We start from the raw sequence: 23,174 nt of genomic DNA, 5'->3' as shown, positions 1-23,174 counted from the left end.
TGGCCCCGCCAGTACCTCCGCGATCACCTGGTCCACGTCGCGGTTATCGCGTTCTTCGCGGTGTACCCCATCGTCTACGGTCCGCTAACCGCGTTTCCGGCGCTGGACGTCGGCGTCGGTATCGTCGACCCAGGCGCGTTCTTCGACGCGTTCCTCCCGGCGGCGACGTTCCTGATCGCGATGCTCTTCCTCGGGCTGTTCGCGATGAGCTTCGACTTCGTCAGCGGTTACACGGGCTACCTCTCGTTCGGTCACGCCGCGTTCTACGGCATCGGAGCGTACTTCATCGTCCTCGTGGCCAACGGGAAAGTGCCGGGGCTCCCCGACAGCACGCCGTTCATGGTGACGATGCTGCTGGGGGCGCTGCTCGCCGTCGTTTTCGCGCTGGCGATCGGCGCGGTCTCGTTCCGGCTGTCGGGGGTGTACTTCGCCATGCTCACCCTCGGGTTCGCCCAGGTGCTCTACCAGCTCGTGCGCAACTGGGACTACGTCGGCTCGAACCCCCAGCAGGGACCGAACCTCGCCGGACCGACTCCCGAGGTGGGCGTCCCCTACGTCGACTCCCTCTCGGTCGCACTCGGCCGGCTCGCCGGCGATAGCTTCGAGAACGTCCTCGGAACCGGCATCGATGTCTCGGCGACGATGACTTCCTACTACGCCATCGGGATCATCGTCGTCCTCTCGTACTTCGCGATGCAGCGGATCATCCACTCCCCGTTCGGTCGCGTGATGATCGCCATCCGGGAGAACGAGGAACGCGCCCGCGCCGTCGGCTACAACGTCTTCTGGTACAAGATGGCTGCCTTCGCCATGAGCGCCTTCTTCGCCGCTATCGCCGGCGCGCTGTTCGCGGCCTACCGGAGCAGCGCCTCCCCCGACACGACGTTCTACTTCCTCGTCACGGCCGACGCGCTCATCGTGACGATCATCGGCGGCATCGGGACGCTCGCCGGGCCGCTCTTCGGCGCGTTCACCTTCGAGTGGCTCGAGGACGTGCTCTCCTCCCAACAGGGCGGACTCGCACCGTACCTCCGGGGTGGGCTCCCCGAGAGCGTCCTGAACGCGGACGTCGCCGGCGTGACGTTCCTCGACGTGATCAACACGGTGATCGACGGACGCGCGCCGCTGTACCTGGGAATCGTCTTCGTGCTGTTCGTGCTGTTCGTCCCCAACGGCCTGCTCGGGTCGATCCGCGACCGACTCGGCGGGACCGTCGCAAGCCGACTGCCGGCCCACCTCGAACGCTACCGACGATGACTTCACGTTTCACCACTCTACGACCACGACCACAGTATCGCGACTGCCCGATCGGCCACCGGCACCGAACTCGAGTCGACCCTTCCCCCACGCGAGGTGACCTGCGATGACGACCGTCGGCCTGACCGGCTACGGCCGCTATCTCCCCGACGAGGTCGTCACCGGTGAGGAGATCGCCGCCGAAAGCGGGATCCCCGAGTCGGTCGTCGTCGAGAAGATGGGCATCCGCGAGAAGCGCGTCTGTCCACCCGACGACGACCACGTCACCGACATGTGCGTGGCCGCCGCCGAGGACGCCCTCGAGATGGCCGACTGCGATCCCGAGGACGTCGACCTCGTGGTCTACCACGGGAGCGAGTTCAAGGATCACGTCGTCTGGTCGGCCGCGGCCAACGTGGCCGAACGGCTTGGCGCGGAGAACGCCTTCGCCACCGAGAGCTACACCCTCTGTGCCGGGGCGCCGATCGCGATCCGACAGGTGCGAGCTCAGCTGCAGGTCGACCACCTCGAGACCGCCCTGCTCGTCGCCGGCAGTCGCGAGGAGGACCTGGTCGACTACGAGAACGAGCAGTCCTCGTTCATGTTCAACTTCGGCTCCGGGGCCAGCGCGATGGTCCTGGAGGCCAATCCCGGCTCCCGGGCACGGGCGCTGGTCCACGAGAGCGCGGCCCTCACAGACGGTTCGTTCTCGAAGGACGTTATAATGCCCGCTGGCGGCTCGATCGACCCCGCCAGCGAGGAGAGCGCCGCCGCGGGGCGACACACCCTCGACGTGCCCGACCCCGACGGGATGAAAGAACGGCTCGCGCCCGTCTCGCTCCCGAACTACCTCGAGGTAGCGGACACCGCCCTCGAGCGCTCCGGGTTCGCTCGCGACGATCTGGAATTCGTCGCCGTCACCCACATGAAGCGGTCGTTTCACGATCTGCTGTTCGAGGAACTGGGGCTCGATCCGGCGACCGACGGCGTCTACCTCGACGCCTACGGCCACGTCCAGAGCGTCGACCAGATCCTCGCCCTCGAGGACGGCCGACGGGACGGATTACTCGAGGAAGGCGACCTGGTCTGCTTCCTCGCCGCCGGCACGGGCTACACCTGGGCGGCGACGGCGTTGACCTGGATCGGGTGACCGGGACACGGCTCGGGTGATCGGCATTCGCCTAGGTTTTTGCCCGCTTCTACCCATCCTCGAGTCATGACCGACTCGCTCGTCCAGGCGCTCGAGGCCGATACAGGCGTGACGGCCGTCGTCGGCGCCGGCGGAAAGAAGTCGACGCTCTATGCGCTCGCCGACCGCCTCGAGCGCGCCGTGGTGACGGCGACCGTTCGGATTCCGATCTTCGACGAGCACGTGGCTGACGTGGTGCTCACTCCCGATCCGGTAGCGGTACTCGGGGCAAGACTCGAGAACGACGACGGTTTCGAGAGCGACCCGCCCGCCTGGCCCCTCGGACTGGTCCCCGAGCGAGACAGGAGCGACCGCTATCGAGGATACGAACCGGATCAGATCGACGCGATGGCCGACAGTGACGTCGTCGACCACGTGCTCGTCAAAGCCGACGGCGCCCGAACGCGGCTGTTGAAGGCCCCGAACGAACGCGAACCCCAGATCCCGTCCGCCGCAGACACCGTTCTCGCCATCGCCAGCTGTCACGCCGTCGGGCAGCCCCTCGACGCCGAGACCGTCCACCGGCCCGAGCGTGTGGCCGAACTCACTGGCCGTAGCGCTGGCGAGGCGATCACGCCGACGGACGTCGCGATCGTCCTCACCCATCCCGACAGCGGGTTGAAACGGGTTCCCGAGGACGCGTCCTTCGTTCCGGTCGTAAACATGGTCGACGACGACGGCGACCTCGAGACCGCTCGAGCCATCGGGGAGGCAATTCTCGAGAATGACGGGGCGAGCGAGGGCCGGGTCTCCAGGGTCGTTCTCACGAGTATGATCCGCGAGGAGCCGCTGGTAACCGTCCTCGAGTGAGTTCTGGCTCCGGTTTAGGGAATCCAGCCCAGTTTCAACGCGGAGACTCGGAGAGGTGAGCGGTCACGTCGGTCGAGGAGACCATCCCGACGTAGTCGCCGTCGACGACCGGGAGGTGCTTGATCCCGTACGTCGTCATCATCGCGGCGACTTCCTCCATGTAGAGATCCGGGGTAGCCGTCTCGACGTCGGACGTCATCACGTCGGTCACCTGCAATTCCGAAACGTTCCGCCCCTGCGCGACTGCCTCGAGCACGTCCGTGCTGCTAATGATCGCTCGCGGCGTGGTCAGAACGACGAGGGCGCTGATATCCTCGTCGCGCATCCGTTGGGCGGCGTCCATCACTGTCGCGTCCTTCGAAATCGTTTCCAGCGGACTAGACATGACGTCTCCGACTGTCGTTCTATCGTTCGGCATACCTGTACGACGGGCACGAAACGTATGGTGTTTTCCCTCGAGGCCTCGAGGGCCAGCTCGGAAGCGGTGCACTCGTTACGCCAGTCCGTCGCTTCCGAGTCGCCACAGCGCCCGGTACAGCAACACCAGCCCGAGATCGTGTTCGTGAGCGAGCGCTCGGCAGGACTCGAGGTAGCATTGGTAGTCCTCGGCGTCGATCGGATCGGGAGGCGGAACCTCGAGCGAGCCGCGTTCGGCCACTGCGTTCCACAACTGCTGGTCGACGACGAGGTAGCGTCCGGGATCGACGTAGTGCAGAAATGCCGAGGCGATGGGCACGTCGACGCCCTCGAGCGCAGTCAACGCCTCGAGCGCCGCTATCGTGTCGGCTCCTCTCGTGGCATCGACGGCCGTCTCGACCGCCGCCTCGAGGTCGTCCCATTCGTTCTCTCGAAACGCCGACTCCGCCGGGTGTGGCTCGCTCGAGAGCGTTCGTCGGGCGTACCAGCGAACGATCCACTCGACGTCCTTCCAGAGGAACGAACCGTCCGCGAACGCCGTGGGTAGCGTCTCGAGGCGCTCGTCTTCGACGGTCGCGAACGGCTCGTACCTTTCGTAGGCGACGGCCGCTCGCTCGAGTTCCCCAGTTGCAGGTCCGTCCATCGAGTCGACCGACGACCCGAACCGACAAAAACCGTTGCCGGAGCGAGCGAACGGTATTGGCGATTTTCGGCGATTCATCCCGTCGATCCATCCCGCCCGGTGACTGTCCGCTCGAGACTCCCAAAGACTGATACGTGCAATGGTAGCAATCAACAATATGGGTTCCGAGAACGAGGGTATCGAGACGATCTGTCCATACTGCGGCGTCGGCTGTGGACTCACCTTACAGGAAGGTGAGGAACCCGGTGAGGTGTCCCTGAAGCCGTGGTTCGACGCACCCGTGAACGAGGGCGCGCTGTGCATCAAGGGCGGGGCCTCGCCACAGGTGGTCAATCACGAGGATCGGTTGAAGACGCCGCTGATTCGTGAAGACGGCGAGTTTCGCGAAGCGACCTGGGAGGAGGCCCTGGACCTGGTCGTCTCGGAACTCGAGCGAATCCGCGACGAACACGACCCCGATGCGGTGGGCTTCTTCGGCTCCTCGAAGGTGATGAACGAGGAGAACTACCTGCTCCAGAAGCTCGCCCGGCGCTACGGGACGAACAACGTCGACAACTGCACTCGGATGTGTCACGCCTCGACCGTCTACACGCTCCGCCAGAGTCTGGGCGCCGGCGCGATGACCAACAGTATGGCCGATCTCGAGACCCACGGCGACGTCTACTGGGTTCAGGGGGCGAATCCCGCCGAACAACACGTTATCGCTCACAGCAACTACTTCCGGCGGGCCGTCCGCGAGGGGGCGACGCTGATCCAGGTCGACCCCCACGCGAACAAGACGAGCCGAGACGCCGACATCCACCTCCAGCTCGAGCCCGGAACCGACATCCCGCTGCTGAACGTCGTCCTGAAGACGATTCTCGAGGAGGGGCTGTACGACGAGGACTTCGTCGAGGAACGAACGCGAGGGTTCGATCACCTCGAGGCGACCCTCGCGGACTTCGACGCGGCGGCGGCCGCCGACACCTGCGGCGTTCCGCTCGAGGACATCCAGGAGGCCGCCAGAATCTACGCCGAGGCCGATAGCGCCGCTATCTTCACCGGCATGGGCATGAGCCAGCACGCCTGCGGCGTCGACAACGTGCAAAACGAGGTCAACCTCGCTTTGGTGACCGGCAACGTCGGGCGGCCCGGCACGGGCGTCAACCCGCTTCGCGGCCAGAACAACGTCCAGGGCACCTGCGACGTGGGCGCGATGCCGAACGTCCTGCCAGGGTACCAGAACGTCGACGACGACGAAGCCCGGGAGGCGATCGAATCGGTCTGGGGCTTCGAGATTCCGCCCGAACCGGGGCTGACGAACGTCGAAGTCTCGAACGCCATCGGCGACTCGGTCCACGGGCTGTACGTCATGGGCGAGAACCCGGTGATGAGCGAACCCGACGCCCTCGAGGTCGAAAAACGCATCGCCGACCTCGAGTTCCTCGTCGTCCAGGACATCTTCATGACCGACACGGCGGAGTTCGCGGACGTGATACTGCCCGCCACGTCGTGGGCCGAACGCGGCGGTACGGTCACCAACACCGACCGACGCGTCCAGCGAATGCGCAAAGTGACCGACGTCCCCGGAAACACCCGCCACGACCTGGACATCCTCTGTGACGTCGGCACCCGGCTCTTCGGCTCGGGGTTCGACTTCGACGGCCCCGAAGCCGTCTTCGAGGAACTACGGGCGGTGTGTCCGATCTACCACGGCATGACCTACGACCGCATCGGCCGCGAGGGCATCCAGTGGCCCTGTTACGAACCGGGCGACGAGGGCGACCAGTACCTCTACGCCGATTCGTTCGATACCGAGGACGGCCTCGGCGTCGTCCGCGGCGTTCGCCACCAGGCACCGGACGAGGTTCCGGACGACGAGTTCCCGCTGGTACTCACGACCGCGCGCCTCGAGGAACACTACAACACAGGGACGATGAGTACCCGCTCCCCGACGCTCCGCCGGAAGACCCCCGAGAACTTCGTCGACGTTCACCCCACCGACGCCGCGAAACGGGGAATCGAGGATGGGGAGTACGTCGTGCTCCGGTCCCGTCGCGGCGAGATCGTCCTCGAGGCGAACGTCACCGAGGACATCAAGGAAGGCGTCGTGTGGACCACCCCGCACTTTTCGGACGCCCGAGCGAACACGCTGACGAACGACGTGCTGGACCCGCTGGCGAAGATTCCGGAGTACAAGGCAGCCGCAGCGGAGGTCGAGCCGGTCGGCGAGGGCGGAGCGCCGGCCGACGACTGATCGAAATCGAGTCGCCAGAGAAAGCAAACGGCGACCTCAGTCGTGATCCAACGTCTCGAGTGGTTCTCGCGGCTCGAACTCTTCTGAGAGTTCCGACTCGATCTTCTCGGTGAGCAGGTCGATCGCCATCCGGTTGACTCCCTCGGGGATGATGACGTCCGCGTGCTTCTTCGTCGGCGCGACGAATCGCTCGTGCATCGGCTTGACCGTCTCGAGGTACTGGTCGATGACCCCCTCCAGGTCACGGCCGCGTTCGATCACGTCCCGCTGGATCCGCCGAAGGATGCGGACGTCGGCGTCAGTCATGACGTAGACGCAGAGGTCGAGCATCTCGAGGATCACGTCGTCGTACAGCGCGAGGATCCCCTCGACGACGATGACGTCCGTGGGCTCGACGGTGACCGTCTCGTCCATTCGGTTGTGACGCTCGAAATCGTACTGGGGCATCTCGACCGGTTGCCCCATCGAGAGCGTATCGAGGTGCTCACGCAAGAGTTCCCACTCGAAGGCCGAGGGGTGGTCGTAGTTGACCTCGGTCCGTTCCTCGAACTCGAGATGCGAGAGGTCCTCGTAGTAGTTGTCGACGGGGATTCGAGTGACGGCTTCGCCGACCGCCTCGGCGACGTCGCGGGCGACGGACGTCTTTCCGGCGCCCGTTCCTCCGGCGATCCCGATGACGAAGGAGGGGATACTCATTACTCGAGGATCGAAACGCACGGTTAAGAAGACGGTGGTCTCAAGCGGCTCGGGACGGGGCGTGACACGGGCAGCGCGAGCCACGACTGGCCAACCGGGACACCGAAATACCGCCAGCCGATAGTCGACGCATGGACCTGCCACCGATCGGTCTCGGCACGATGGGCATCGAGGACCCGGACGTGATCGCGACCGCCCTCGAGGTCGGCTACCGTCACCTCGACACCGCCCAGATCTACGGCAACGAGGCCGTCGTCGGCGAAGGGATCGACCGGAGCGACGTCCCGCGAGACGAGCTCACCGTCGCCACCAAGGTCTGGGCCGACAGCCTCGCCCCCGACGACGTGATCGACAGCACTGACGCAAGCCGGGAGCGCCTCGGGGTGGAGACGATCGATCTCCTGTACGTCCACCGACCGATCGAGACCTACGACCCCGAGGCGACGCTCCCCGCGTTCGACAGCCTCCGAGAGCGCGGCTGGATCGAACACGTTGGCCTGAGCAACTTCACACCTGAGGAACTCGAGACCGCGCGTTCGATCCTCGAGGCGCCGATCGCCGCCCACCAGGTCGAGTTCCACCCGCTCTTTCGGTCTCCGGGCCTGCTCGAGCACGCTCGTCGCTACGAGTACCCCGTCATCGCCTACTCGCCGCTCTCGGGCGGCCGTGCGGGCGACCTCGAACCCGTCGCAGATGTCGCGAAGAAACACGAAACCACGCCGGAGGCGGTGTCGCTCGCGTGGGTCCTCGCTCACGACGGCGTCCACGCGATTCCGAAAGCCAGCAGCCGTGACCACCTCGAAGCCAACCTCGAAGTAGCCAGCATCGAGCTCGACACGGAAGACGTCGACGCGATCGACGCGGTCGAGCAGCGGGAAGAGCTATTTCCGGAGTAATCGGCAATCGACCCCTCGTTTTTCGAGACTCGAGTTCGGCGGCGACCCGGTCGACAGCCCTCGCCGGCGATACGTGCTGTCGACACTCTCCATGTTGCACGTTGACACGAATCACTCGGAATTTCCGTCTCCACCGCGTAGCCGAAGCATGCGATATCTCGCAGCGACCGACGGCCGGACCGCCAACGAAACACTGCTAGAGTACCTCGAGCCGCGACTGACACACGAGGACACCGTCCACGTCGTCCACTCGTTGAAGGGCCAGGAGGCGGACACTGGCGTAGGCGAAGACGAGAGCGACGTCGTCCTCGAGAGCCGGGAAACGCTGTCGGCGATGGCGGATCGACTGTCAGGTCGCGCCACCGTCGAGACGCACCAGCTCGTTCGCGGTAACGACCCGCACGAGGACCTCCTGCAGTTCGCCGTGGAGCACGACGTCGACGAGCTCCTCGTCGGAATCCGACAGCGATCGACCGGCGAGCGAGTGCTCTTCGGGAGCACCGCCCAGAAGGTGCTACTGAACGCCGATCGACCCGTGGTCGCCATCCCCCTCCCGGACGAGTGACGACAACGCGCTTGACGCGAGAGCGATCGACCTGTCGACTCGACCCCTCCGCTACTCGAGCGACTCCACCGGCGGCTCCGCGTCGACGATCTCGAGCGGCAGTCGCTTGCCAGCCCGGTCGAAGGCGGCGAACGACTCGGGCGTCGGCTCCCACGGCGGAACGGCCACGAAGACGACCTCCGCGAGATCGTCTCGTCGCGTGACCAGCAGTTCGCCGGTCGGGTGGGAGACGAATCGGCCCTGGGTCTCGCTGGCCGGCGTCGACAGGGTGACGCCGAAGACGGCGTTGACCGCGTTGCCGGGATCGGGCAGGAAGAAGTCGGTGAACACCGGCGCCTCCGCGGGGAGCAGACCGGCATCGGCACCCTCGAGTGTCGACGACTCCGAGACGGAGAGGCCCGTCGTCAGTCGCGACGGCTCGGCGTCGGCTGCCAGCTCTAGCAAGACGTCGACCAGCCCGCGGGTGATGTAGACCACTGTTACGACCAGAGTTCGGCCCGGAGACTACATAGACCTGTTCCCGACTTGGGTTGGCTCGCGGCCGTCGTTTGGATCAGGGTCAAAACGGCAGGAACTGCCGAACCGCCCCGGCGTACACTCTGGGCGTCCGCCGCCGCGACGTATCGAGAGTCTCCGACAGAATCCGAGCCGCGTCGTCGTGGATGCCCTCGCCGTGGCCGACCAGAATCCGGTCGGGTCGGTAGCCGCTGAGCGTCCCACGCGGGGGCGACAGACGACGCATCGGATGGACGCCGAGCGGTTCGTCGCCCGCCCGGAAGTACGCCACCGTCCCGAGCGATTCGGGGACGATCAGGGTTCCACGGGCTGGATCGTACAGCCCGACCTCCTGCCAGAAGCGCCCGTCCTTCAGCACGAACGACTCGAGGCCTGTGTCCGCGAGTTCATCGCCGAACCTGACGACCGGCGCGCCGACCTCCTCGCTCACGCCGTCGAACCACTCGGGCAGGTAGACCGCGGCCTCGTGGCGTTTGGCGATCGCTCCCGCGTCGCGCTTGTGTCGGTCGAGCATGACGACGACGCCGGCCACCTCGCCGAGCGACTCGAGCAGTTCGTCGACCCCATCGGCGTCGACGGGGTCGAACACCCAGACCTCGCCGTCGATTTCGAGGGCGTGGCTGGCCCGTTCCATCGCCTCCTCCGGATGGGCAATCCAGCCGGCGCCGCCGTCGAATCGGTCGATCTCCTGGAGGGCAGTCTCACTCTCGTCGACACGAAAGCTCATGCGTAGCCCTTCGAACGCGACGACTATAAACGTCATACAGGCTCGCCAATACGTCGTCGTCGGATCGATCCGATACCCGTGACAGCGATGGGACTTTGAAGCCCTCCAACGTACTCGGATACATGCTGACCAGGCTGGCCTGGCTGGGGCTGGAGGTCGAATTTCTCGAGCCTGCACGTCGATTCTACGAGGAGGCCCTCGAACTGTCGGTTGCGGATCGGTCCGCCGCTCGGCGCGTGGACGAGGTGAGGGGCGCCAACGGCGACGGCAGCGGACGGACGATCGCGTTCGACGCCGGCGGCACGGACCTGATCCTCAGGCGCCCGACGGGACTCCCGCGCGGCGGGCTCCACACCCATTACGCCTGCTCGATCCCGGCCGCCGAGTACGACGACTGGTGGGACGTACTCGAGGACGAACACGACCTCCAGGAGCACACCTTCGGGGACGCTCGATCGCTCTACCTCTACGATCCCGACGGCAACTGCGTGGAACTGGGCCAGGGCGACGTTCCAGGACCGGGCATCGACGGCGTCTTCGAAGTCGTCCTCGAGGTCGCGTCGCTCGAGAACGCCGAGGACCGCTACGGGCGACTGGGGTTCGAGACCGTCGACCGCGGCTCGGATCGCCGACGCGTTCGGATGAACGGCCCCGTCGCGCTCGAACTCTGGGAACCGCAGCTAGGACTGGCCGACGCCAGAGGTGGCGTCCACGTCGACCTGGGATTCGAGACGGACGACCTTGACGCCGTCGAAGCCGCGCTCGAGGAGTGGGTTTGCTCGCTCGAGCGATTCGACTCGCGACTCGTTGGGCGCGACCCCGACGGCCACCACCTGACCGTGTTCGAGGACTGAAAAGCGAAACTCGTTAGAGGCGACTCGTGTCCACGTCGACGCCCGGGGGCGCGACGATCAAGAAGCCCCGGAAGTGGACTAACGTGCCGCCCGCTTCCTTGATGTCTCGAGCGAAGCCCGCCGCCAGTTCGTTGACGTCGCCGTTGACGTTCAGTACCAGGACGTTGCCCGCGTTGACGGCCTCGAGCCACTTTTCGGGGTCTTTCGAGCCGTCGAGGACGTCCAGCAGGATGCTCCCCTCGAGCTCGAGTTCGTCGTCGATGTGTTCCTCGACGGTTCGCAGGTCGAGGTCGAAATCGCTCATGTGCGGAGGTTGAACCGGGACGAGAAAAACGTTCCCCCCGTCGGTAACGTTCCTGGTGGGTGTCAGGTGGGACGACGGGTTGGCGAGGGCGAGCGAAGGAGTCACACCCTGCCCCCGAAGCGATACCCTTAAACGACACACGCGCATCGTTCGAGATGCGGGACCGTGGGGTAGTGGTATCCTCTGCGGATGGGGTCCGTAGGACCCGAGTTCGACTCTCGGCGGTCCCACTCGAAATTTACTGTCTTTCCGTCTGCAACTATATCGGGTAGTTCAGACTGTCGAAAACGACGTTTCGAGGTGCCCGCATGTCTGCTGAATTATTCACACACTCAGCGGACAGCACGTGCAACCACTGCGGCGCCCACGTTAGCGAGCAGTTCCGGCGCGTCTACGGTGACGACCAGGACCGAGCCCATCGCTGCGGCGAGTGCGATTCGTTCCGTCGCCTGAGCCGCGGGACTGGTGCTGGCGTCGACGTCTCGATACCAGATCCCGAGATCGCGCCCGGTCGTCACGGAGGTGAGTCCGCGTGAGCACTCGAAAGGGCCTCGAACGTTTCGGCGTCGTCGCACCGACAATCGTCCGCGAACCCGCTCGAGACGCGCAGAAGATACCGATTTGTGCGGAGTGCGGCCACCCGGTTGCGAATTCGAAGGGCTCGCAGAGCATCGAGCGACCGACACTCGTCGACGACGACCTGGACGGCGTCGATCGACTGATCACGTTCGGGTGGTCGTGCGAACGCCACGCCTACGACGTCGTGATGCCGGCCCACGCCCATGGCCCATCGGCGCCCGGCATGATCGACGGCTGGATCGGCCTCGAGGTCGAGTTCGTCGACGGTCACGTTCGCCACGTTCCGACGCCGGAGCGGGAGGTGACCGATGTCGAGTGAGCAAGCCCGCCTGGTCGACTTCGGCCCGGATCTCTCGCCGTTAACGGAGGCCGAACGCGAGGCCTACGTCGCCTGTCGCGAAAACGGGGTCGGCGTTCGCGAGTTCGCTCGACGAACCGACCGGCGTCCGGGGACGATCGGGAACCTGCTCGCTCGAGCAGAGGATCGCCTCGAGGAGGGATTGGCGTGAGCGAAACCGATCACTGCTCGAGCAGCATTGGCCGTAGCCCCTGGTCAAAATGCGGTTACTTAGTAACGAGTTCCAGCTCGGACGATCCACACGAACATCCGGACCGCCTACCGATCGGTCGAATCGTCTCATCGGGGCAGATTTCCGCACTGTATACGAGTCCACACTGGGGACATTGTGCAACCACTCTCTCGGTATCAACTGGTTCAGTCACTACGGCTTATCGGAGGAATTGGTCTACAAATAAGCCTCTGACAAACTCATCAAAATGGGCCCTCTTTACGGGATTTGATCGATCGGAGGGCAAGCGATGAAGCCCGATCGCGACGCGCTTCGGTGCGTCGTCCCTGACTGTGGGCGGGAAGCGGCCGCCGCTACGCCAGATGGGCCGATGTGTTCCGAGCACGCAGCTGAACTCGCGGAGGGTCTTCGATGAGCCGACTCGTCGAGAACAACGAGTGCGAGCGCTGTGAAGAATCCATCACCGGCCTCCGTCGACTCTGTCCCGAGTGTACTCGAGAGGTGCGCCGCGCTCGAGGAGGGCCGCTGTGAGCTCACAGCCGGCCACCACGCCCCACGAGAGCCACGGCCGGTGGAAGTGGGACGACTGGGGCCGCGGACCCTACGACGCGCTCTCGAGCGTCATGCTCGGTCCACCCTTCGAGGGACACCTGAAACTGGACGTCGACGTCGACGGCGAACCCTGGCACCTGGAGGTCACCTACTCGAAGTCAGGCTTCAAACCGCGGCCTCGAGACAATATCAACGCCTCGAGGCTCTACGAGTGGGATATCAAAGGCCGTGGACCCGGTGAAGCGAAAGCGTCGTTCAATATCTCGCCCCGGTTCCCGAACATGCGCCACTGGGAAACCGGTGATCCGGTCGGCCTCCCCTGGGAGAACCAGTTCGGCGAGGTCGACGGCGTCGACGTCGAGTACGAACCCTCGAACGTCGAACCCGAGCGAGCCCTCGAGTTGCTACCGGAGTTCTACGCGGCGATCTTCGAGGAAGCCGGCGAGTCGGTGTATCCCGAGTACTTCCGGAAGCCGCCACATCCCGAGTACAGTCGCGAGTGGGCGCACGAACGCTACGTTCGGATGCGCCGCGAATGGGCCGAAAAACTGGCCTCGGCAGGCGTCTTGCAGAAGATAACCCATCACCTAACCGATATGGAGGGCGTGATCGCCGAGTTGAAGATCAACAACAAAGAGGTCGTCAATCATCAGAATCGGCTGGTTCTCGACCCCGCAGCGGTGAGCGAACTACTCCCCGGCCACACCTACGGACGGAAGTTTGAGATCTACCAGCTGAAAGATCCGGACGCGGTATCGAAGGACCACCCGTCCTACCACCCGAAGGTCGAGGTCTTGGTGAACAAGAAGATGAATGACCGCGAGGCATGGGCGTGGGCCGATCGGCGAGAGGTCGTCGAGGAGATCGACGAGACGTTGATGAACTTCATCAACTGGGACAACATCCCGCTCGCCCCCGACGCGAGCGCTGTGTACGTCGAAGACGATCACTTCGAGGCCGTCGCTCGAGACGATCCGGTCGAACTCTACCCGGACCCGACACCGCGCCTCGAGGCGAAGAGCGAGCACCTGTTACTGACGACGCTTCGTGATCTCGGGAAGACGCCGCGAGACGTCGCCGAGAAGGTCTCGACCGATGGCGGCGTGACCGTCGACGACCTGGCCGACGAGCTGGGGAAACATCCGTCGACGATCTACCGGGCGATCGAGGAACTCGGTGAACTGCTCGACCTCGAGAACGGCCAGGTCTCTTACCGAGCCCGGAAGTATCGCGAGGAGATTCGGGCGCTCGTCGAGAGCGCCGAATACGGCATCGAGAGCTACGCCGACCGCATCCAGCACATCATGGGCCTCGCGGATCACGTCGCCGAGTGCTCGCCGTTCCAGAAGTGGCTGGCCGAGCACGGCGCCGAACTCGAGTTCGACCAGGAAGGCGAACCGAAGAGACTCCGGATCGACACGATCCTGTCGACGCTGAAAGCCTCGAGCTTCGAGAGCGCCCAAGAGGTTGCCCGCGAGGCGATCGAGAAGTGGCGTCACTCAGGGAACGATCCGGCCCTCTTCTCGAGGGTGCCAATGCTGTGGCGGACACCTGGAGGGGACACGGAATCACGACCGGTTGGACGACTCGCGCCCGACTGGTAGAACGGCCCTCGTGAGTGGCTACACTCTTCCGCACCTTCTTTTCAGCAATTAATATTGTACTCAAGCCGCGAGTGTGCAATCTCGGTTGTTTTCCGGTCCTCGAGGGAACGGGCTCCACCGCGATCGGGCCGGGGCCTCGGCGGGGTCGATTCGCGCTGCGCGCGAACGCCCCCTTGAGGCGTGTCCCCAAGGGGACAAAGCCAAAAAATTACAACGCCTCCCCTTTGCCTCCGTACACAAATCTCCAGTTGAAGCACCCGAAACAAAGGTGTGTTTCGGTTAAAGTGGCTACAATAACAGACTTCGATAAATATAGATAAACCGACTTAATTGATGTCAATATGGTTGATCCATTATTCGGTCCTCATCATCTTGATGAGCCAAAAAGCGAATACGTTGCATGGATAGATTTGATGGGAACTGGTGCGATAATGGAATGGTCCGCGCCTACGGCGTCTACAAACATTGGTAAACTCCAAATCATCATGGCAGAGTGTTCCGAGTTACATGATGTCGAATTATACCCGATGATGGACGGATGCTACGCTCTGTCTAATAGTGAAGATGAGATTTTACAGTATGTGTCTAAAGTGTTCTACAGAACTTCTACGATAATGATAAAGAGACATGTTGGAGAATTAGATGCTCCTACGTATTTCTCTCCAGTAATCCGTGGAGGGATTGCAAAAGGGGATGTGTTCCATGGATATGATATTGATGGTACAGATTTAGACGAACATCCAATCCAAGATTCGATTATAATTGGTCAGGCGGTTGCGCGCGCTCATTCATGTGAAGGAGATGCAGCACCATTCAGTAGCGTAGTTCACCCAAGTGCGTGGGATAAGGACAAATTTGGTGCGCTCAAATGGTGCCCAAGTGAAAATCATGCAGAGCGTTTAGTGGAAGCTCTTGACACATACTATGATTTCTATTCCAAAAAGGAGGATATTGATTATAGTGATAAGAAGATAAGGGAGCATAGGAACATGGCTGCAGGTCAGCTCCTAAGAGAATAATAAGCCCCTAAGGGGGCAGGGTAATCTTGCGGCGCGCAGAACGCGCGCCGCGCTCGAGATGTAGTCGATCGGCCGGAAACGGACTGCTCATACCCACGATAGCACCGTTGACGATGGTGGGACCTCGCTTATCAGGATTGTCGACTCTGTTTAGGATGGGGCCACTTCGACCACTACGATTAGCTTCTATGCGGATAATCATCAATCAGCGCGAGGGAGTCTGTCGTTGCCAACGTCGGGCTTGCAGCTGACCAACCAACCACATCATTGTGAGTCCTCGCGCTACTCCTATTTGCATGAGATGTCGGGTTCTACGTTTCGTAGCTACTATGATCACGGAAAACTTTTAAGAAAAGAACATATCATAGAATATGAATGGGCACAGTTCGAAAACGGGCGAGGTACTTAATCCGCTTCTTGATAAAATATAGTATACTGCTTCTCCTTGTCGGAACATTTTCTTTAGTATTTGTATTTATTACGAAAGTTGTATTTGGTGTTGATTTCGAAACCACCTCTTTCTTTGAGTTTAGGCCCCTGTACTTCGCTCTTGGTACCGCCATTACGATCTTGTCTATCAAAACGACTTATTGGGTAAGTTCTGGCTATGAAGAAATGGCGAGTTTTCTTTTCGATATAATGTACCTGATCTACAATAAACCACAAGACAATGAGCAAGTATTCAATGATAGAGAAAGTTTTTGGAAATATCGTGGATTGAAGAGCGAATATATAGATCTTTCTACGCAATATATCCCAACTGTTCTAGCGATTGTCGGTATTAGTTTCGGTTACACAATTATGCTTTTTGGATATAATTCCGAGATTACAATTCAAACACGAATGTTCATCCTGATAACTGGGACAATTTTTGTAGGTTGTGGGACAATGAGTTCACATATAAGTCCGATCTCTTCAATTGACCAAAAAGCCCGTATCCGAGCACACAGCCTTTGGCTAAGTCAGACCGGGTTTGCACTTCTTTTTGTTGGAGCATTGTTACATACGGGATATATTTTTGGAATTGGTATTTCTGAGTTTCTCACACTGATAATTTCCATCATATTTGTGGCTGTAGCATGGAGGTATGCTAGTCGGATGGACAAGAGATTATTCGACTAACTGTTTCAAACACCCCGAGCACCATATTGCAAACAAATTTAGAAAATCAATCTAATACTAATCTTTGCTTGATCAGTATTTCGATGATTGCCACCACCATGCCATCGGAGCAAAGGTAGGTTCGAGGCCTTACACATCCTGTCTTTGACGATCGTCAATCCCGAGCGGCCATGCGGCCGATACACGACAAAACAGTACCAGCCGTTTGCTCGCCGTAGTCGATCGTGATACGCCTTATAGACCTTGAAATTCCCTGGCTGCCCGTCGCTGTGCTCGAGCATCGTGCTCTTGATCTCGACGGGCGTTCCGTTCTGAAACTTCGCGTCGTGCCAGCTCGAGCGCTCGAGGTCGAACCGTCGCTTCCGGGCCATGCGCTTCTCGCAGATTGTGCCGAAGTGGTTCGCTCGCTTCGAGCGATTCACGTCGACCACGCGCTACGCGCGCCGATATATATCAACTCCTCCGCCCGGTTCGACGACCGCCCATCGGTCGCTTCGCTCCCCGCGGGAGCGAGCGATGGGCTTGGGCCTCGAATAAAGGGGAGTCGGTATCCGTATCCAGCCATCCACCGGGTCGCGGTCATGCGATAACCTCGTTCACTTTGGAAATGGCGTCGACGTGCTCGCCATCGTCGCGGTATTCCCGCCAGCGCGAACCCACCCAACCGTGGCTGTAGGGCACGAATTTGGCGGTTTCGCGGTTCGTCATTCCCTCCTCCTTGCAGCGGATGACTGTCCACAGCGCGGTGAGGCGAGCGGCCTCGTCGGCGTTCATTTCGTCGGTTTCGTCACCGAAGCGCGACCAGCTCCAGTCGCTCGCTTCCTTCGTGTTGTACCGGAAGTCCGTCGGCGGGATACCTTCGATCTCGCCCTGGACATCCGCGAGTTTCGCGTTACTAATCGAGTCGGCGATGATCGCTTTCTTCTGGCTGACCTTCTTGACGATCGTGCCGACGCGCCACAGCATCGGGTGGATCGATCGCTCGCCGTGAGCGATGTAGATGAGCGCGCCGCCGTACTTGCGGATCTTGTACACCAGCGGCGCCATTTTCATTCGAGTCTCGTAGCCCTGTTTGCCCTGACCGCTCGCCGAGCTCGAGAACTCGTCGCCGATGAACAGTTTCGGGCGCTGGCTGTGCTCGAGCGGGTCGCCGTCCTGCTCGACCCACTCCATGAGGGTGCCGTAGTCGGGAATCCAGCCGTCCTGGACGTCGCCGTCGTCGTCGACCCAGCGGTTCTTCTCCTCGAGGGACTGGATGTTGGTTCCGAGCAGCGAGTCCGATCGGTTCAGATCTCGCCAGCGCTGTGCGAGCAGGCAGGCGAAATCGGTCTTTCCGGCGCCCATCTCGCCCAAGACCACGATGACCGGCGCCGGGCCGTCGATCAGGTTGTCGACTTTGCCGATCGCCTTCATTCCCGAGACGTCCGCTCGCTGTGAGGTGTCGCCGACCATATGCTTGATCGTCGGCATATCGCCGTTCTCGAGCGCCTGGCGGAAGGTTTCAGTTCCTTCGACCATGCGGATGTCGCGGTGTTTTCGGAGGTCTTTACACTGGCCAGGCATCTTGTCGGGCCGATCGGCCTCGAGCGGATCGTAGTGAACCGACCGAATCGACAGCGCTCTCGAGACGTGCTCGTCGCGAACGATACCGCCGTGGTCGTGGATCTCGCGGTTTTCCCGGTCGCTGTATCCCTCCTGGTGTTCGCGCGCCTGTGCGGTCGTGTAGAGCGCCTGCTGGTCGGCGCCGTTGTTCTCACTCATGGTTTCGTCCTCCGTCGGTGGCGGCCTCCACGGGCTCGAGCGTGATTCCCTGCGGATTCTCCGCCGGGTCGTAGTCGATCGCGTAGTCGTCGACATCGCGGATCTCGTCGCTGTCCCACTTGTCGGCCTCCTCGCGGGCGGCCTCGAAGCGCTCCTTCACGCTGGTCTGCTGGCCCATTAGCCCACGCTCGTCGGCCTCGGCCTGGAAGTTGATCGAGTCGCGTTCGATCTCGACGCCCATCTTCGAAATTCGGCCTCGGAGTTTGTTGAGCGCTATCGAGTCCTCGATGAGGTCGCCGTGAATGTCCTCGAGCATCGCTTTCAGCGTAACGAGCTTCGAGTCGGCCATATTCGACTGGTAACAGCCGGTAACGATGAGGTCCTCCGTGTCCTCGAGCCACTCGAACTCGCGAACCTCGAAGGCTTCGTTTTCGTTGACTTGGTACGGAGACGGCCCTTCGACGGTCTTGTTCGCCCACACCTCGGGTTCGACGTAGTACTTCTCGCGGACGTCCTCAACGCCGTTGATGTGGTGAACGGGAATCATGTGTCGGTTTCGGAGCTTTCGCGCACCCGTGATGAATACTGCGAGCAGCGGCGGCCCCAGGAGCAACAGCGCCGCGAACCAGCCGAAGACGATTGGCGGGATACCGGGGACACTCGGGCGAATCCAGATGAGCGCGGCGCCGAGCGACACCATAATCCCGAGAACTATCAGCTGGCTCTCGGCGAGCAGGTACGTTACCCGGTCGGACCAGCTCGAGAACGTACCGCTCGTCTCGGTCATGCCTGCACCACCCCGCTTTCTTCGGAACGGACGACGTACGCGGCGCCAACACCTGCGAGCGCTGTCGTCATGATGACGCCCGAAAACAGACCACTCTCACCGCCGAAGTGGCGGAACGGGTTCTGCTCGACCATGCCTGTCGACACGATCGCGCCGGTTCCCTGCGCGAGTGACTGGCGGGTGGCAACGGCGACTGCGGCGCCGTCCCGATCGGCGACCGCGAAGGTGATCGTGTTCGTTCCTTCCTCGAGGCGCACCTCGTCGTAGTTGAACGACGACGTTCCCTCCTCGAAGGTGCCCGCTTCGGTGAGCGAGATACGGCGCCGTTCGTCGGCCTCGATGGTGAGCGTGAACCGGCCGCTCGAGTAACTCCAGTCGACAATTCGTGTCTCGGCGTCGATCGCCCGTTCGTAGTCCTCGCCTGCCTCGATACCGTCCTCGGTGGCTGTTTCGTTCGTGGCGTTCTCCTGGGACTGTGCGAGCGCGCCCATACTGCCCATGCCCATCGCGAGCGATACCGCTACGATCGTGGCGAAAATGAAAATGCGTCTCATGGTTAGTTACCCAATCCAGGGATGAGGTCGGTCACGATTCCGACGACCGCTAGGACTACCGCCGCGATGAGCCCGAATCCCAGAATGGTGCTGCCGCCGCCATCGAAACTTCCGAACAGTCCGCCGAACAGTGGCTCGTCGTCTTCCGTGCTCGAGTTCGCCTCCTCGTTCTCACTCTCGAGTTGTGCGATCAACTCCTCGAGTTCGGCCATTGCCTCGGCGAACTCCGCCGACGTTACCGCGTCGTAGTCCTGGTCAGTGTAGTCTGGTTCCGTGGTCCGTACGTCAGAATCGTCATCGTTGCCGACCGTGGCATCGACTCCGTAGTGCTCGATAATCGCCAGCACGTCGCGCGTGTAGCGAATATCATCGACACTATCGAACTCATCCATCTCCTCGACGATCGTCTCGATAGAGTCGGGCGTTCCTTCCAGTGCTTCAATGTCGGCAATCGTCTGCTCGTCAACGTGCGTGATTTCGGCGCCTTCGGCGTCCCACATCTTGACGATCTCGAGCACGCCATTCCAGAGGTCGACTTGACCTTGACCGCTCGAGTCGTCCGTGGACTCGTCGAATATGAGCGAGCGAGCCGCCATTCCAGAGGCCGCCGGAGGGTCCATGATAGAAACACCCTCGTAAGCAGTGGTACTCCCTGAATAAACCCACATTGCAGAGCCATCAGACGCATCGACTGCATGGAGTTCACCAGCCCGGTCAGCGGAATAGACAAATCTTCCACCAGGAGGCACCGCCAACGAGTTGAGTCCATCCGTGTGACCCCCTTCGTATGCGTACTTTTCAGACCCATCTGACGGGTTGAAAAATCGCACATCCCCGGCGGTGTCGTTATCACCGGCGACGACTGTCCCATTAGGAAGTGTCGCGACTGGGGCAGAGTGCCCCGTCGTGGTAGTCCAACCGAGGGAGCCGTCAGCAGTGTCTATCTCTCGCAGGTCGCCAGACTCCGAGAAATACAGATGCTCTCCGTCAGGAGAGATCGCTATGCCTTGAATCTGTCCAGTTACCGGGGTGCTCCACACGCCAGAGCCGTCCGAGGCGTCAATCGCGTGGACACCATCGCCATTCGTCGATGCGGCGTAAGCGGTCTGAGAGTCGTGAGAAAAGACCCCCGCAGTAACCCCATCACCATGCGAATATGTCCACTGCTCAGTACCGTCAGAAGCGGCGATTCCATACGTCAGGTTGTCCCACCCGCCACCGATGATGGTGGTACCATCCGGCGACACATCAACGAAATCGACAGATTCCGTGTTTCCGTCGAAATGCCATAGCTCCGAACCATCTGAGGTGTCGATCGCGTAGACGCCAAAGGACCCACAAACGAACAGTGTTCGTCCGTCGGGAGAGATCGCCGAATCGGAGAAATCGGCGGAATACGCCCCGATCGAAGCCAGCAGGTCCCCCGTAAAGGGATCGACTGAAGAAATGGTACCGCCAGCACCAACACCGTAAGTTGGGGGGCCGACAGTGTAGGTTTCGCCCGATTGGAAGCCACCCACAGGAACATCGCTTCCGAATACGATTCCGTTGTACTGCTCGGCGTCGGCGTAGCCGTCTGGGTAGACGTGGCGATCGTCGAGGTCCGGGTCGGGATCGACCCACGTTTCCGTAGCGCCGCTCCAGTTGACCGACATACCGCGCACGATCCGGAGGTCCGGGCGTTCGAACCCGAATTGCTGCATCCAGCTAATTTGGAAGCGTTCGTCGGTCGGGTCGTCAGTTCTCGAGAGGAACCGCGCCATTCCCTCCGGGCTACGCACTTGCTCGGGCGTGATGTTACCGGCGTCCAGTTCGCCGTAAATGTCTTCGACGAACGACTGGTCGTACCACGCCACTACGTCGTCCGAGAGCGTGCGAATTTCTTCGAGTATTTCGAAGAACTCCGGTCCATCGAACGCGAGCAGGGAGTCGGTCGAGTCGAGGTCGCCACCGTCATCAGTCACGCTCTGCGTGGTGAACCGGAGGTCCGTCAGCACCTCCGTTCCATCCTCAAGCACGAACGTCGTCGCACCAGGGTTCGACCGTCCAGACAGTTGGGCGGTCGAATCCCAGGCGTCGAGTTCGTCAGCACCGAGCGCCTTCGAGCCGATCAGCGTCTCGTCGCCAGCATCGAGGAAGTCGAAAACGGGCGTGATGAATCGCCCATCGTCACCGTCAAGGTTGTCGACGTTATCGAGCGCGTTTTCATCGACGACCGTTCCCTCATGCAGCACCGGTTTCGTCTGCTCTCGAGCATCCGAAATACGAACGATCACGTTCGAGCCGTCCGACACGCGCTCGCCGATCGTCTGAATGTTGTACGCAGGGTCCGTGTCCTGACCAGCGCCAGCGATATACGACAATTGCAGCAGCGCCTTATTAGAGACGTGCAAGTGGTTGAACTCAGGGACGCAGTAGTATTGTCGGATACGCGAGAGCGCGGTGTCGTAACCCTTGCTCGAGCCGTTTCCGAGTTCCCATTCAGACGCCATGCCGTGCCGCGCCTCGAGCGAGGCGATCGGGCGAGTGTCTTGCAGGTAGTTCCCGAAGTTGACCGAGTGGTTGTTCATCCAGGCCGCCTCGTTCGTGACGAGTTGGTGCAGCTGCACCCGGTCGGACGTTGGGTCTTCGTTCATCGAGTTACGATACCAGGTGCCACCGACGAGGCCGACGAACACCGGCATCGCGAACACTGCCATCGTCCAATGGGTCTTGTCGATAACACCGCCGATCGCTTCCTTGAGGCCATCGACGAGGCCGTTGTCAGCAGCGACCGATCCGCTTGATGCCGCCCCGGCGACCGCCGCTGCGCCGATCGCCTGGAGCGCCCGGCGCCGGGTGAGCGTGATCCCGTGATGGTACGTCGGAGGATCTCCCGACGATGGGCTTTGGGCTGAAGACATCAGTCACCTCCTCGAGCGCGTGCCGCCACGCCAGCGAGAGCCAGTGCGAGGACGGCGACACCGACACCGAAGCCGGGTTGAGCGTCACCGTAGGCGATCACGCCTCCGATTAGCCCGCCCTCGATTTCGACGGTCTCGACCTTTTCGGCGTCACCTTCGACCACCACGCGCGTCGTCTCGTTGTACTCGAGGTTCGCGTGATCCTCGAAATAGACGTCCTCGACGATGCGCTCGGTCTCTTTGCCTTCGATGGTGACCGTGTGCAGCGCCGTGGCGTTCGTTCCCGAGTCGTTGAACTCGGTTTCGTTGTAGAACGTCGCCTCGACGCTCGCGACATCCGTCGACGAATCGTTGAAGTCGTCGGAGAACTCGACGGCGATCGTCACCGGATCGGACTCGTTGTCGACCTCGACGGTTTCGTTGAGTAGCTCGCTGGTGTCCGCGGCGCCGAGGCCGACCAGGAGGCCGGCGCCGAGCGCGAGCACGACGACCGCGAGCGAGAGCCACCGGCCAGCCGTGGGCGTGGGCCGCATTCAGACCACCCCCGCAGCCATCACCCCGGTAAGCGCGATCGAGAGCGCCGAGGCCGTGATGATGTAGCCGGTGATCGTCGACTCGTACCACTCCGCTTTCGTACCGTTGAATTTCGTGAATTGCATGAATTGAACCTCGAG

General features: G+C 61.8%; 26 protein-coding genes and 1 tRNA gene. 14 read left to right on the top strand and 13 right to left on the bottom strand.

Features of this window, described 5'->3' with window-relative positions; translation table 11 throughout:
* Positions 1 to 27 precede the first annotated feature (27 nt).
* From J1N60_RS10160 to yqeC, 3 genes are all read left to right on the top strand, one after another.
* Entirely contained in the window at positions 28 to 1,257 is a 1,230-nt protein-coding gene (locus J1N60_RS10160) for a branched-chain amino acid ABC transporter permease (RefSeq protein WP_425499350.1), read from the top strand.
* Positions 1,258 to 1,363: 106 nt separating this feature from the next.
* Positions 1,364 to 2,386 (top strand): 3-oxoacyl-ACP synthase, encoded by a 1,023-nt coding sequence (locus J1N60_RS10155; RefSeq protein WP_312907119.1) that lies wholly within the window; start codon positions 1,364 to 1,366, stop codon positions 2,384 to 2,386.
* A 66-nt stretch (positions 2,387 to 2,452) separates the two neighbouring features.
* On the top strand, positions 2,453 to 3,235 hold the full coding sequence (yqeC, locus tag J1N60_RS10150) for a selenium cofactor biosynthesis protein YqeC (RefSeq protein ID WP_312907117.1): 783 nt from the start codon (positions 2,453 to 2,455) through the stop codon (positions 3,233 to 3,235).
* A gap of 34 nt (positions 3,236 to 3,269) precedes the next feature.
* Here yqeC and J1N60_RS10145 read toward each other — a convergent pair whose 3' ends face one another.
* Together J1N60_RS10145 and J1N60_RS10140 are read right to left on the bottom strand one after the other, a co-directional pair.
* A complete protein-coding gene (locus tag J1N60_RS10145; RefSeq protein ID WP_312907115.1) occupies positions 3,270 to 3,620 on the bottom strand; it encodes a CBS domain-containing protein in 351 nt (116 codons plus the stop codon).
* A 108-nt stretch (positions 3,621 to 3,728) separates the two neighbouring features.
* Positions 3,729 to 4,295, bottom strand: coding sequence for a hypothetical protein (locus J1N60_RS10140; protein WP_312907113.1), 567 nt, complete (start codon positions 4,293 to 4,295; stop codon positions 3,729 to 3,731).
* Positions 4,296 to 4,452: 157 nt separating this feature from the next.
* Here J1N60_RS10140 and fdhF point away from each other — a divergent pair, with 157 nt between their 5' ends.
* Entirely contained in the window at positions 4,453 to 6,531 is a 2,079-nt protein-coding gene (fdhF, locus tag J1N60_RS10135) for a formate dehydrogenase subunit alpha (RefSeq protein ID WP_312907112.1), read from the top strand.
* A 36-nt stretch (positions 6,532 to 6,567) separates the two neighbouring features.
* On the opposite strand, the gene udk is transcribed toward fdhF, so the two are convergent.
* Positions 6,568 to 7,227, bottom strand: a complete 660-nt coding sequence (udk, locus tag J1N60_RS10130; RefSeq protein WP_312907110.1) for a uridine kinase — start codon at positions 7,225 to 7,227, stop codon at positions 6,568 to 6,570.
* A 131-nt stretch (positions 7,228 to 7,358) separates the two neighbouring features.
* On the opposite strand from udk, the gene J1N60_RS10125 reads away from it, so the two are divergent.
* Together J1N60_RS10125 and J1N60_RS10120 are read left to right on the top strand one after the other, a co-directional pair.
* Entirely contained in the window at positions 7,359 to 8,123 is a 765-nt protein-coding gene (locus J1N60_RS10125; protein WP_312907108.1) for an aldo/keto reductase, read from the top strand.
* Between the two features lie 148 nt (positions 8,124 to 8,271).
* A complete protein-coding gene (locus J1N60_RS10120) occupies positions 8,272 to 8,688 on the top strand; it encodes a universal stress protein (RefSeq protein ID WP_312907106.1) in 417 nt (138 codons plus the stop codon).
* A gap of 51 nt (positions 8,689 to 8,739) precedes the next feature.
* Here J1N60_RS10120 and J1N60_RS10115 read toward each other — a convergent pair whose 3' ends face one another.
* Positions 8,740 to 9,165, bottom strand: coding sequence for a JAB/MPN domain protein-containing protein (locus tag J1N60_RS10115; protein WP_312907104.1), 426 nt, complete (start codon positions 9,163 to 9,165; stop codon positions 8,740 to 8,742).
* An 82-nt stretch (positions 9,166 to 9,247) separates the two neighbouring features.
* Positions 9,248 to 9,931, bottom strand: a complete 684-nt coding sequence (locus J1N60_RS10110; RefSeq protein WP_312907098.1) for a hypothetical protein — start codon at positions 9,929 to 9,931, stop codon at positions 9,248 to 9,250.
* Between the two features lie 122 nt (positions 9,932 to 10,053).
* Here J1N60_RS10110 and J1N60_RS10105 point away from each other — a divergent pair, with 122 nt between their 5' ends.
* Positions 10,054 to 10,785, top strand: coding sequence for a VOC family protein (locus J1N60_RS10105; protein WP_312907097.1), 732 nt, complete (start codon positions 10,054 to 10,056; stop codon positions 10,783 to 10,785).
* A 13-nt stretch (positions 10,786 to 10,798) separates the two neighbouring features.
* Here J1N60_RS10105 and J1N60_RS10100 read toward each other — a convergent pair whose 3' ends face one another.
* Positions 10,799 to 11,089 carry a DUF5779 family protein gene (locus J1N60_RS10100; RefSeq protein ID WP_312907095.1) on the bottom strand — a complete coding sequence of 97 codons (291 nt, stop codon included), beginning with the start codon at positions 11,087 to 11,089 and terminating at the stop codon, positions 10,799 to 10,801.
* Positions 11,090 to 11,248: 159 nt separating this feature from the next.
* Here J1N60_RS10100 and J1N60_RS10095 point away from each other — a divergent pair.
* From J1N60_RS10095 to J1N60_RS10065, 7 genes are all read left to right on the top strand, one after another.
* Positions 11,249 to 11,319: transfer RNA gene (locus tag J1N60_RS10095), tRNA-Pro, on the top strand.
* Between the two features lie 78 nt (positions 11,320 to 11,397).
* Positions 11,398 to 11,625 (top strand): DUF7563 family protein, encoded by a 228-nt coding sequence (locus J1N60_RS10090; protein WP_312907093.1) that lies wholly within the window; start codon positions 11,398 to 11,400, stop codon positions 11,623 to 11,625.
* Positions 11,622 to 11,987 carry a hypothetical protein gene (locus J1N60_RS10085; protein ID WP_312907091.1) on the top strand — a complete coding sequence of 122 codons (366 nt, stop codon included), beginning with the start codon at positions 11,622 to 11,624 and terminating at the stop codon, positions 11,985 to 11,987. The genes J1N60_RS10090 and J1N60_RS10085 overlap by 4 nt, the downstream gene beginning before the upstream one ends.
* Positions 11,977 to 12,177: an RNA polymerase sigma factor sigma-70 region 4 domain-containing protein gene (locus tag J1N60_RS10080; RefSeq protein ID WP_312907090.1), complete on the top strand. Its 201-nt coding sequence runs from the start codon at positions 11,977 to 11,979 to the stop codon at positions 12,175 to 12,177. Before J1N60_RS10085 ends, J1N60_RS10080 begins: the two co-directional genes overlap by 11 nt.
* A gap of 548 nt (positions 12,178 to 12,725) precedes the next feature.
* Positions 12,726 to 14,354, top strand: a complete 1,629-nt coding sequence (locus J1N60_RS10075; RefSeq protein ID WP_312907088.1) for a DUF7845 domain-containing protein — start codon at positions 12,726 to 12,728, stop codon at positions 14,352 to 14,354.
* A 341-nt stretch (positions 14,355 to 14,695) separates the two neighbouring features.
* Positions 14,696 to 15,373 carry a hypothetical protein gene (locus J1N60_RS10070; RefSeq protein WP_312907086.1) on the top strand — a complete coding sequence of 226 codons (678 nt, stop codon included), beginning with the start codon at positions 14,696 to 14,698 and terminating at the stop codon, positions 15,371 to 15,373.
* Positions 15,374 to 15,748: 375 nt separating this feature from the next.
* Positions 15,749 to 16,495: a hypothetical protein gene (locus J1N60_RS10065; RefSeq protein ID WP_312907084.1), complete on the top strand. Its 747-nt coding sequence runs from the start codon at positions 15,749 to 15,751 to the stop codon at positions 16,493 to 16,495.
* Between the two features lie 38 nt (positions 16,496 to 16,533).
* Here the strand turns inward: J1N60_RS10065 and J1N60_RS10060 are convergent, their stop codons facing one another.
* The 7 genes from J1N60_RS10060 to J1N60_RS10030 all read right to left on the bottom strand — a co-directional run bounded on the left by J1N60_RS10060 (position 16,534) and on the right by J1N60_RS10030 (position 23,159).
* Entirely contained in the window at positions 16,534 to 16,917 is a 384-nt protein-coding gene (locus J1N60_RS10060) for a PD-(D/E)XK family putative nuclease (protein ID WP_312907082.1), read from the bottom strand.
* Between the two features lie 157 nt (positions 16,918 to 17,074).
* Positions 17,075 to 18,256 carry a hypothetical protein gene (locus J1N60_RS10055; protein WP_312907080.1) on the bottom strand — a complete coding sequence of 394 codons (1,182 nt, stop codon included), beginning with the start codon at positions 18,254 to 18,256 and terminating at the stop codon, positions 17,075 to 17,077.
* The gene (locus tag J1N60_RS10050) at positions 18,249 to 19,043 is read right to left on the bottom strand and encodes a hypothetical protein (RefSeq protein WP_312907078.1); all 795 of its coding nucleotides are present in this window, start codon (positions 19,041 to 19,043) and stop codon (positions 18,249 to 18,251) included. Before J1N60_RS10050 ends, J1N60_RS10055 begins: the two co-directional genes overlap by 8 nt.
* Positions 19,040 to 19,597, bottom strand: a complete 558-nt coding sequence (locus tag J1N60_RS10045) for a DUF8063 family protein (RefSeq protein WP_312907076.1) — start codon at positions 19,595 to 19,597, stop codon at positions 19,040 to 19,042. The genes J1N60_RS10050 and J1N60_RS10045 overlap by 4 nt, the downstream gene beginning before the upstream one ends.
* A 2-nt stretch (positions 19,598 to 19,599) precedes the next feature.
* Positions 19,600 to 22,500, bottom strand: a complete 2,901-nt coding sequence (locus tag J1N60_RS10040; protein WP_312907074.1) for an Env/VP5 family phage fusion protein — start codon at positions 22,498 to 22,500, stop codon at positions 19,600 to 19,602.
* On the bottom strand, positions 22,500 to 23,033 hold the full coding sequence (locus J1N60_RS10035) for a hypothetical protein (RefSeq protein ID WP_312907072.1): 534 nt from the start codon (positions 23,031 to 23,033) through the stop codon (positions 22,500 to 22,502). Before J1N60_RS10035 ends, J1N60_RS10040 begins: the two co-directional genes overlap by 1 nt.
* Complete coding sequence (locus J1N60_RS10030; protein WP_312907070.1) at positions 23,034 to 23,159, bottom strand: hypothetical protein; 126 nt, start codon at positions 23,157 to 23,159, stop codon at positions 23,034 to 23,036.
* Positions 23,160 to 23,174: the final 15 nt, after the last annotated feature.

The sequence above is a fragment of the Natronosalvus caseinilyticus genome, from assembly GCF_017357105.1.
Classification (GTDB): domain Archaea; phylum Halobacteriota; class Halobacteria; order Halobacteriales; family Natrialbaceae; genus Natronosalvus; species Natronosalvus caseinilyticus.
The sequence above is the reverse complement of the archived record's forward strand: the minus strand, read 5'-3'. Positions and strand labels throughout refer to the sequence as shown.

What these genes read in the sequence shown, in the direction of transcription:
- J1N60_RS10155 (WP_312907119.1), top strand. Translation starts at nt 1,364, where the DNA reads ATGACGACCGTCGGCCTGACCGGCTACGGCCGCTATCTCCCCGACGAG.
- yqeC (WP_312907117.1), top strand. Translation starts at nt 2,453, where the DNA reads ATGACCGACTCGCTCGTCCAGGCGCTCGAGGCCGATACAGGCGTGACG.
- J1N60_RS10145 (WP_312907115.1), bottom strand. Translation starts at nt 3,620, where the DNA reads ATGTCTAGTCCGCTGGAAACGATTTCGAAGGACGCGACAGTGATGGAC.
- J1N60_RS10140 (WP_312907113.1), bottom strand. Translation starts at nt 4,295, where the DNA reads ATGGACGGACCTGCAACTGGGGAACTCGAGCGAGCGGCCGTCGCCTAC.
- fdhF (WP_312907112.1), top strand. Translation starts at nt 4,453, where the DNA reads ATGGGTTCCGAGAACGAGGGTATCGAGACGATCTGTCCATACTGCGGC.
- udk (WP_312907110.1), bottom strand. Translation starts at nt 7,227, where the DNA reads ATGAGTATCCCCTCCTTCGTCATCGGGATCGCCGGAGGAACGGGCGCC.
- J1N60_RS10125 (WP_312907108.1), top strand. Translation starts at nt 7,359, where the DNA reads ATGGACCTGCCACCGATCGGTCTCGGCACGATGGGCATCGAGGACCCG.
- J1N60_RS10120 (WP_312907106.1), top strand. Translation starts at nt 8,272, where the DNA reads ATGCGATATCTCGCAGCGACCGACGGCCGGACCGCCAACGAAACACTG.
- J1N60_RS10110 (WP_312907098.1), bottom strand. Translation starts at nt 9,931, where the DNA reads ATGAGCTTTCGTGTCGACGAGAGTGAGACTGCCCTCCAGGAGATCGAC.
- J1N60_RS10105 (WP_312907097.1), top strand. Translation starts at nt 10,054, where the DNA reads ATGCTGACCAGGCTGGCCTGGCTGGGGCTGGAGGTCGAATTTCTCGAG.
- J1N60_RS10100 (WP_312907095.1), bottom strand. Translation starts at nt 11,089, where the DNA reads ATGAGCGATTTCGACCTCGACCTGCGAACCGTCGAGGAACACATCGAC.
- J1N60_RS10090 (WP_312907093.1), top strand. Translation starts at nt 11,398, where the DNA reads ATGTCTGCTGAATTATTCACACACTCAGCGGACAGCACGTGCAACCAC.
- J1N60_RS10080 (WP_312907090.1), top strand. Translation starts at nt 11,977, where the DNA reads ATGTCGAGTGAGCAAGCCCGCCTGGTCGACTTCGGCCCGGATCTCTCG.
- J1N60_RS10070 (WP_312907086.1), top strand. Translation starts at nt 14,696, where the DNA reads ATGGTTGATCCATTATTCGGTCCTCATCATCTTGATGAGCCAAAAAGC.
- J1N60_RS10065 (WP_312907084.1), top strand. Translation starts at nt 15,749, where the DNA reads ATGGGCACAGTTCGAAAACGGGCGAGGTACTTAATCCGCTTCTTGATA.
- J1N60_RS10055 (WP_312907080.1), bottom strand. Translation starts at nt 18,256, where the DNA reads ATGAGTGAGAACAACGGCGCCGACCAGCAGGCGCTCTACACGACCGCA.
- J1N60_RS10050 (WP_312907078.1), bottom strand. Translation starts at nt 19,043, where the DNA reads ATGACCGAGACGAGCGGTACGTTCTCGAGCTGGTCCGACCGGGTAACG.
- J1N60_RS10045 (WP_312907076.1), bottom strand. Translation starts at nt 19,597, where the DNA reads ATGAGACGCATTTTCATTTTCGCCACGATCGTAGCGGTATCGCTCGCG.
- J1N60_RS10040 (WP_312907074.1), bottom strand. Translation starts at nt 22,500, where the DNA reads ATGTCTTCAGCCCAAAGCCCATCGTCGGGAGATCCTCCGACGTACCAT.
- J1N60_RS10035 (WP_312907072.1), bottom strand. Translation starts at nt 23,033, where the DNA reads ATGCGGCCCACGCCCACGGCTGGCCGGTGGCTCTCGCTCGCGGTCGTC.
- J1N60_RS10030 (WP_312907070.1), bottom strand. Translation starts at nt 23,159, where the DNA reads ATGCAATTCACGAAATTCAACGGTACGAAAGCGGAGTGGTACGAGTCG.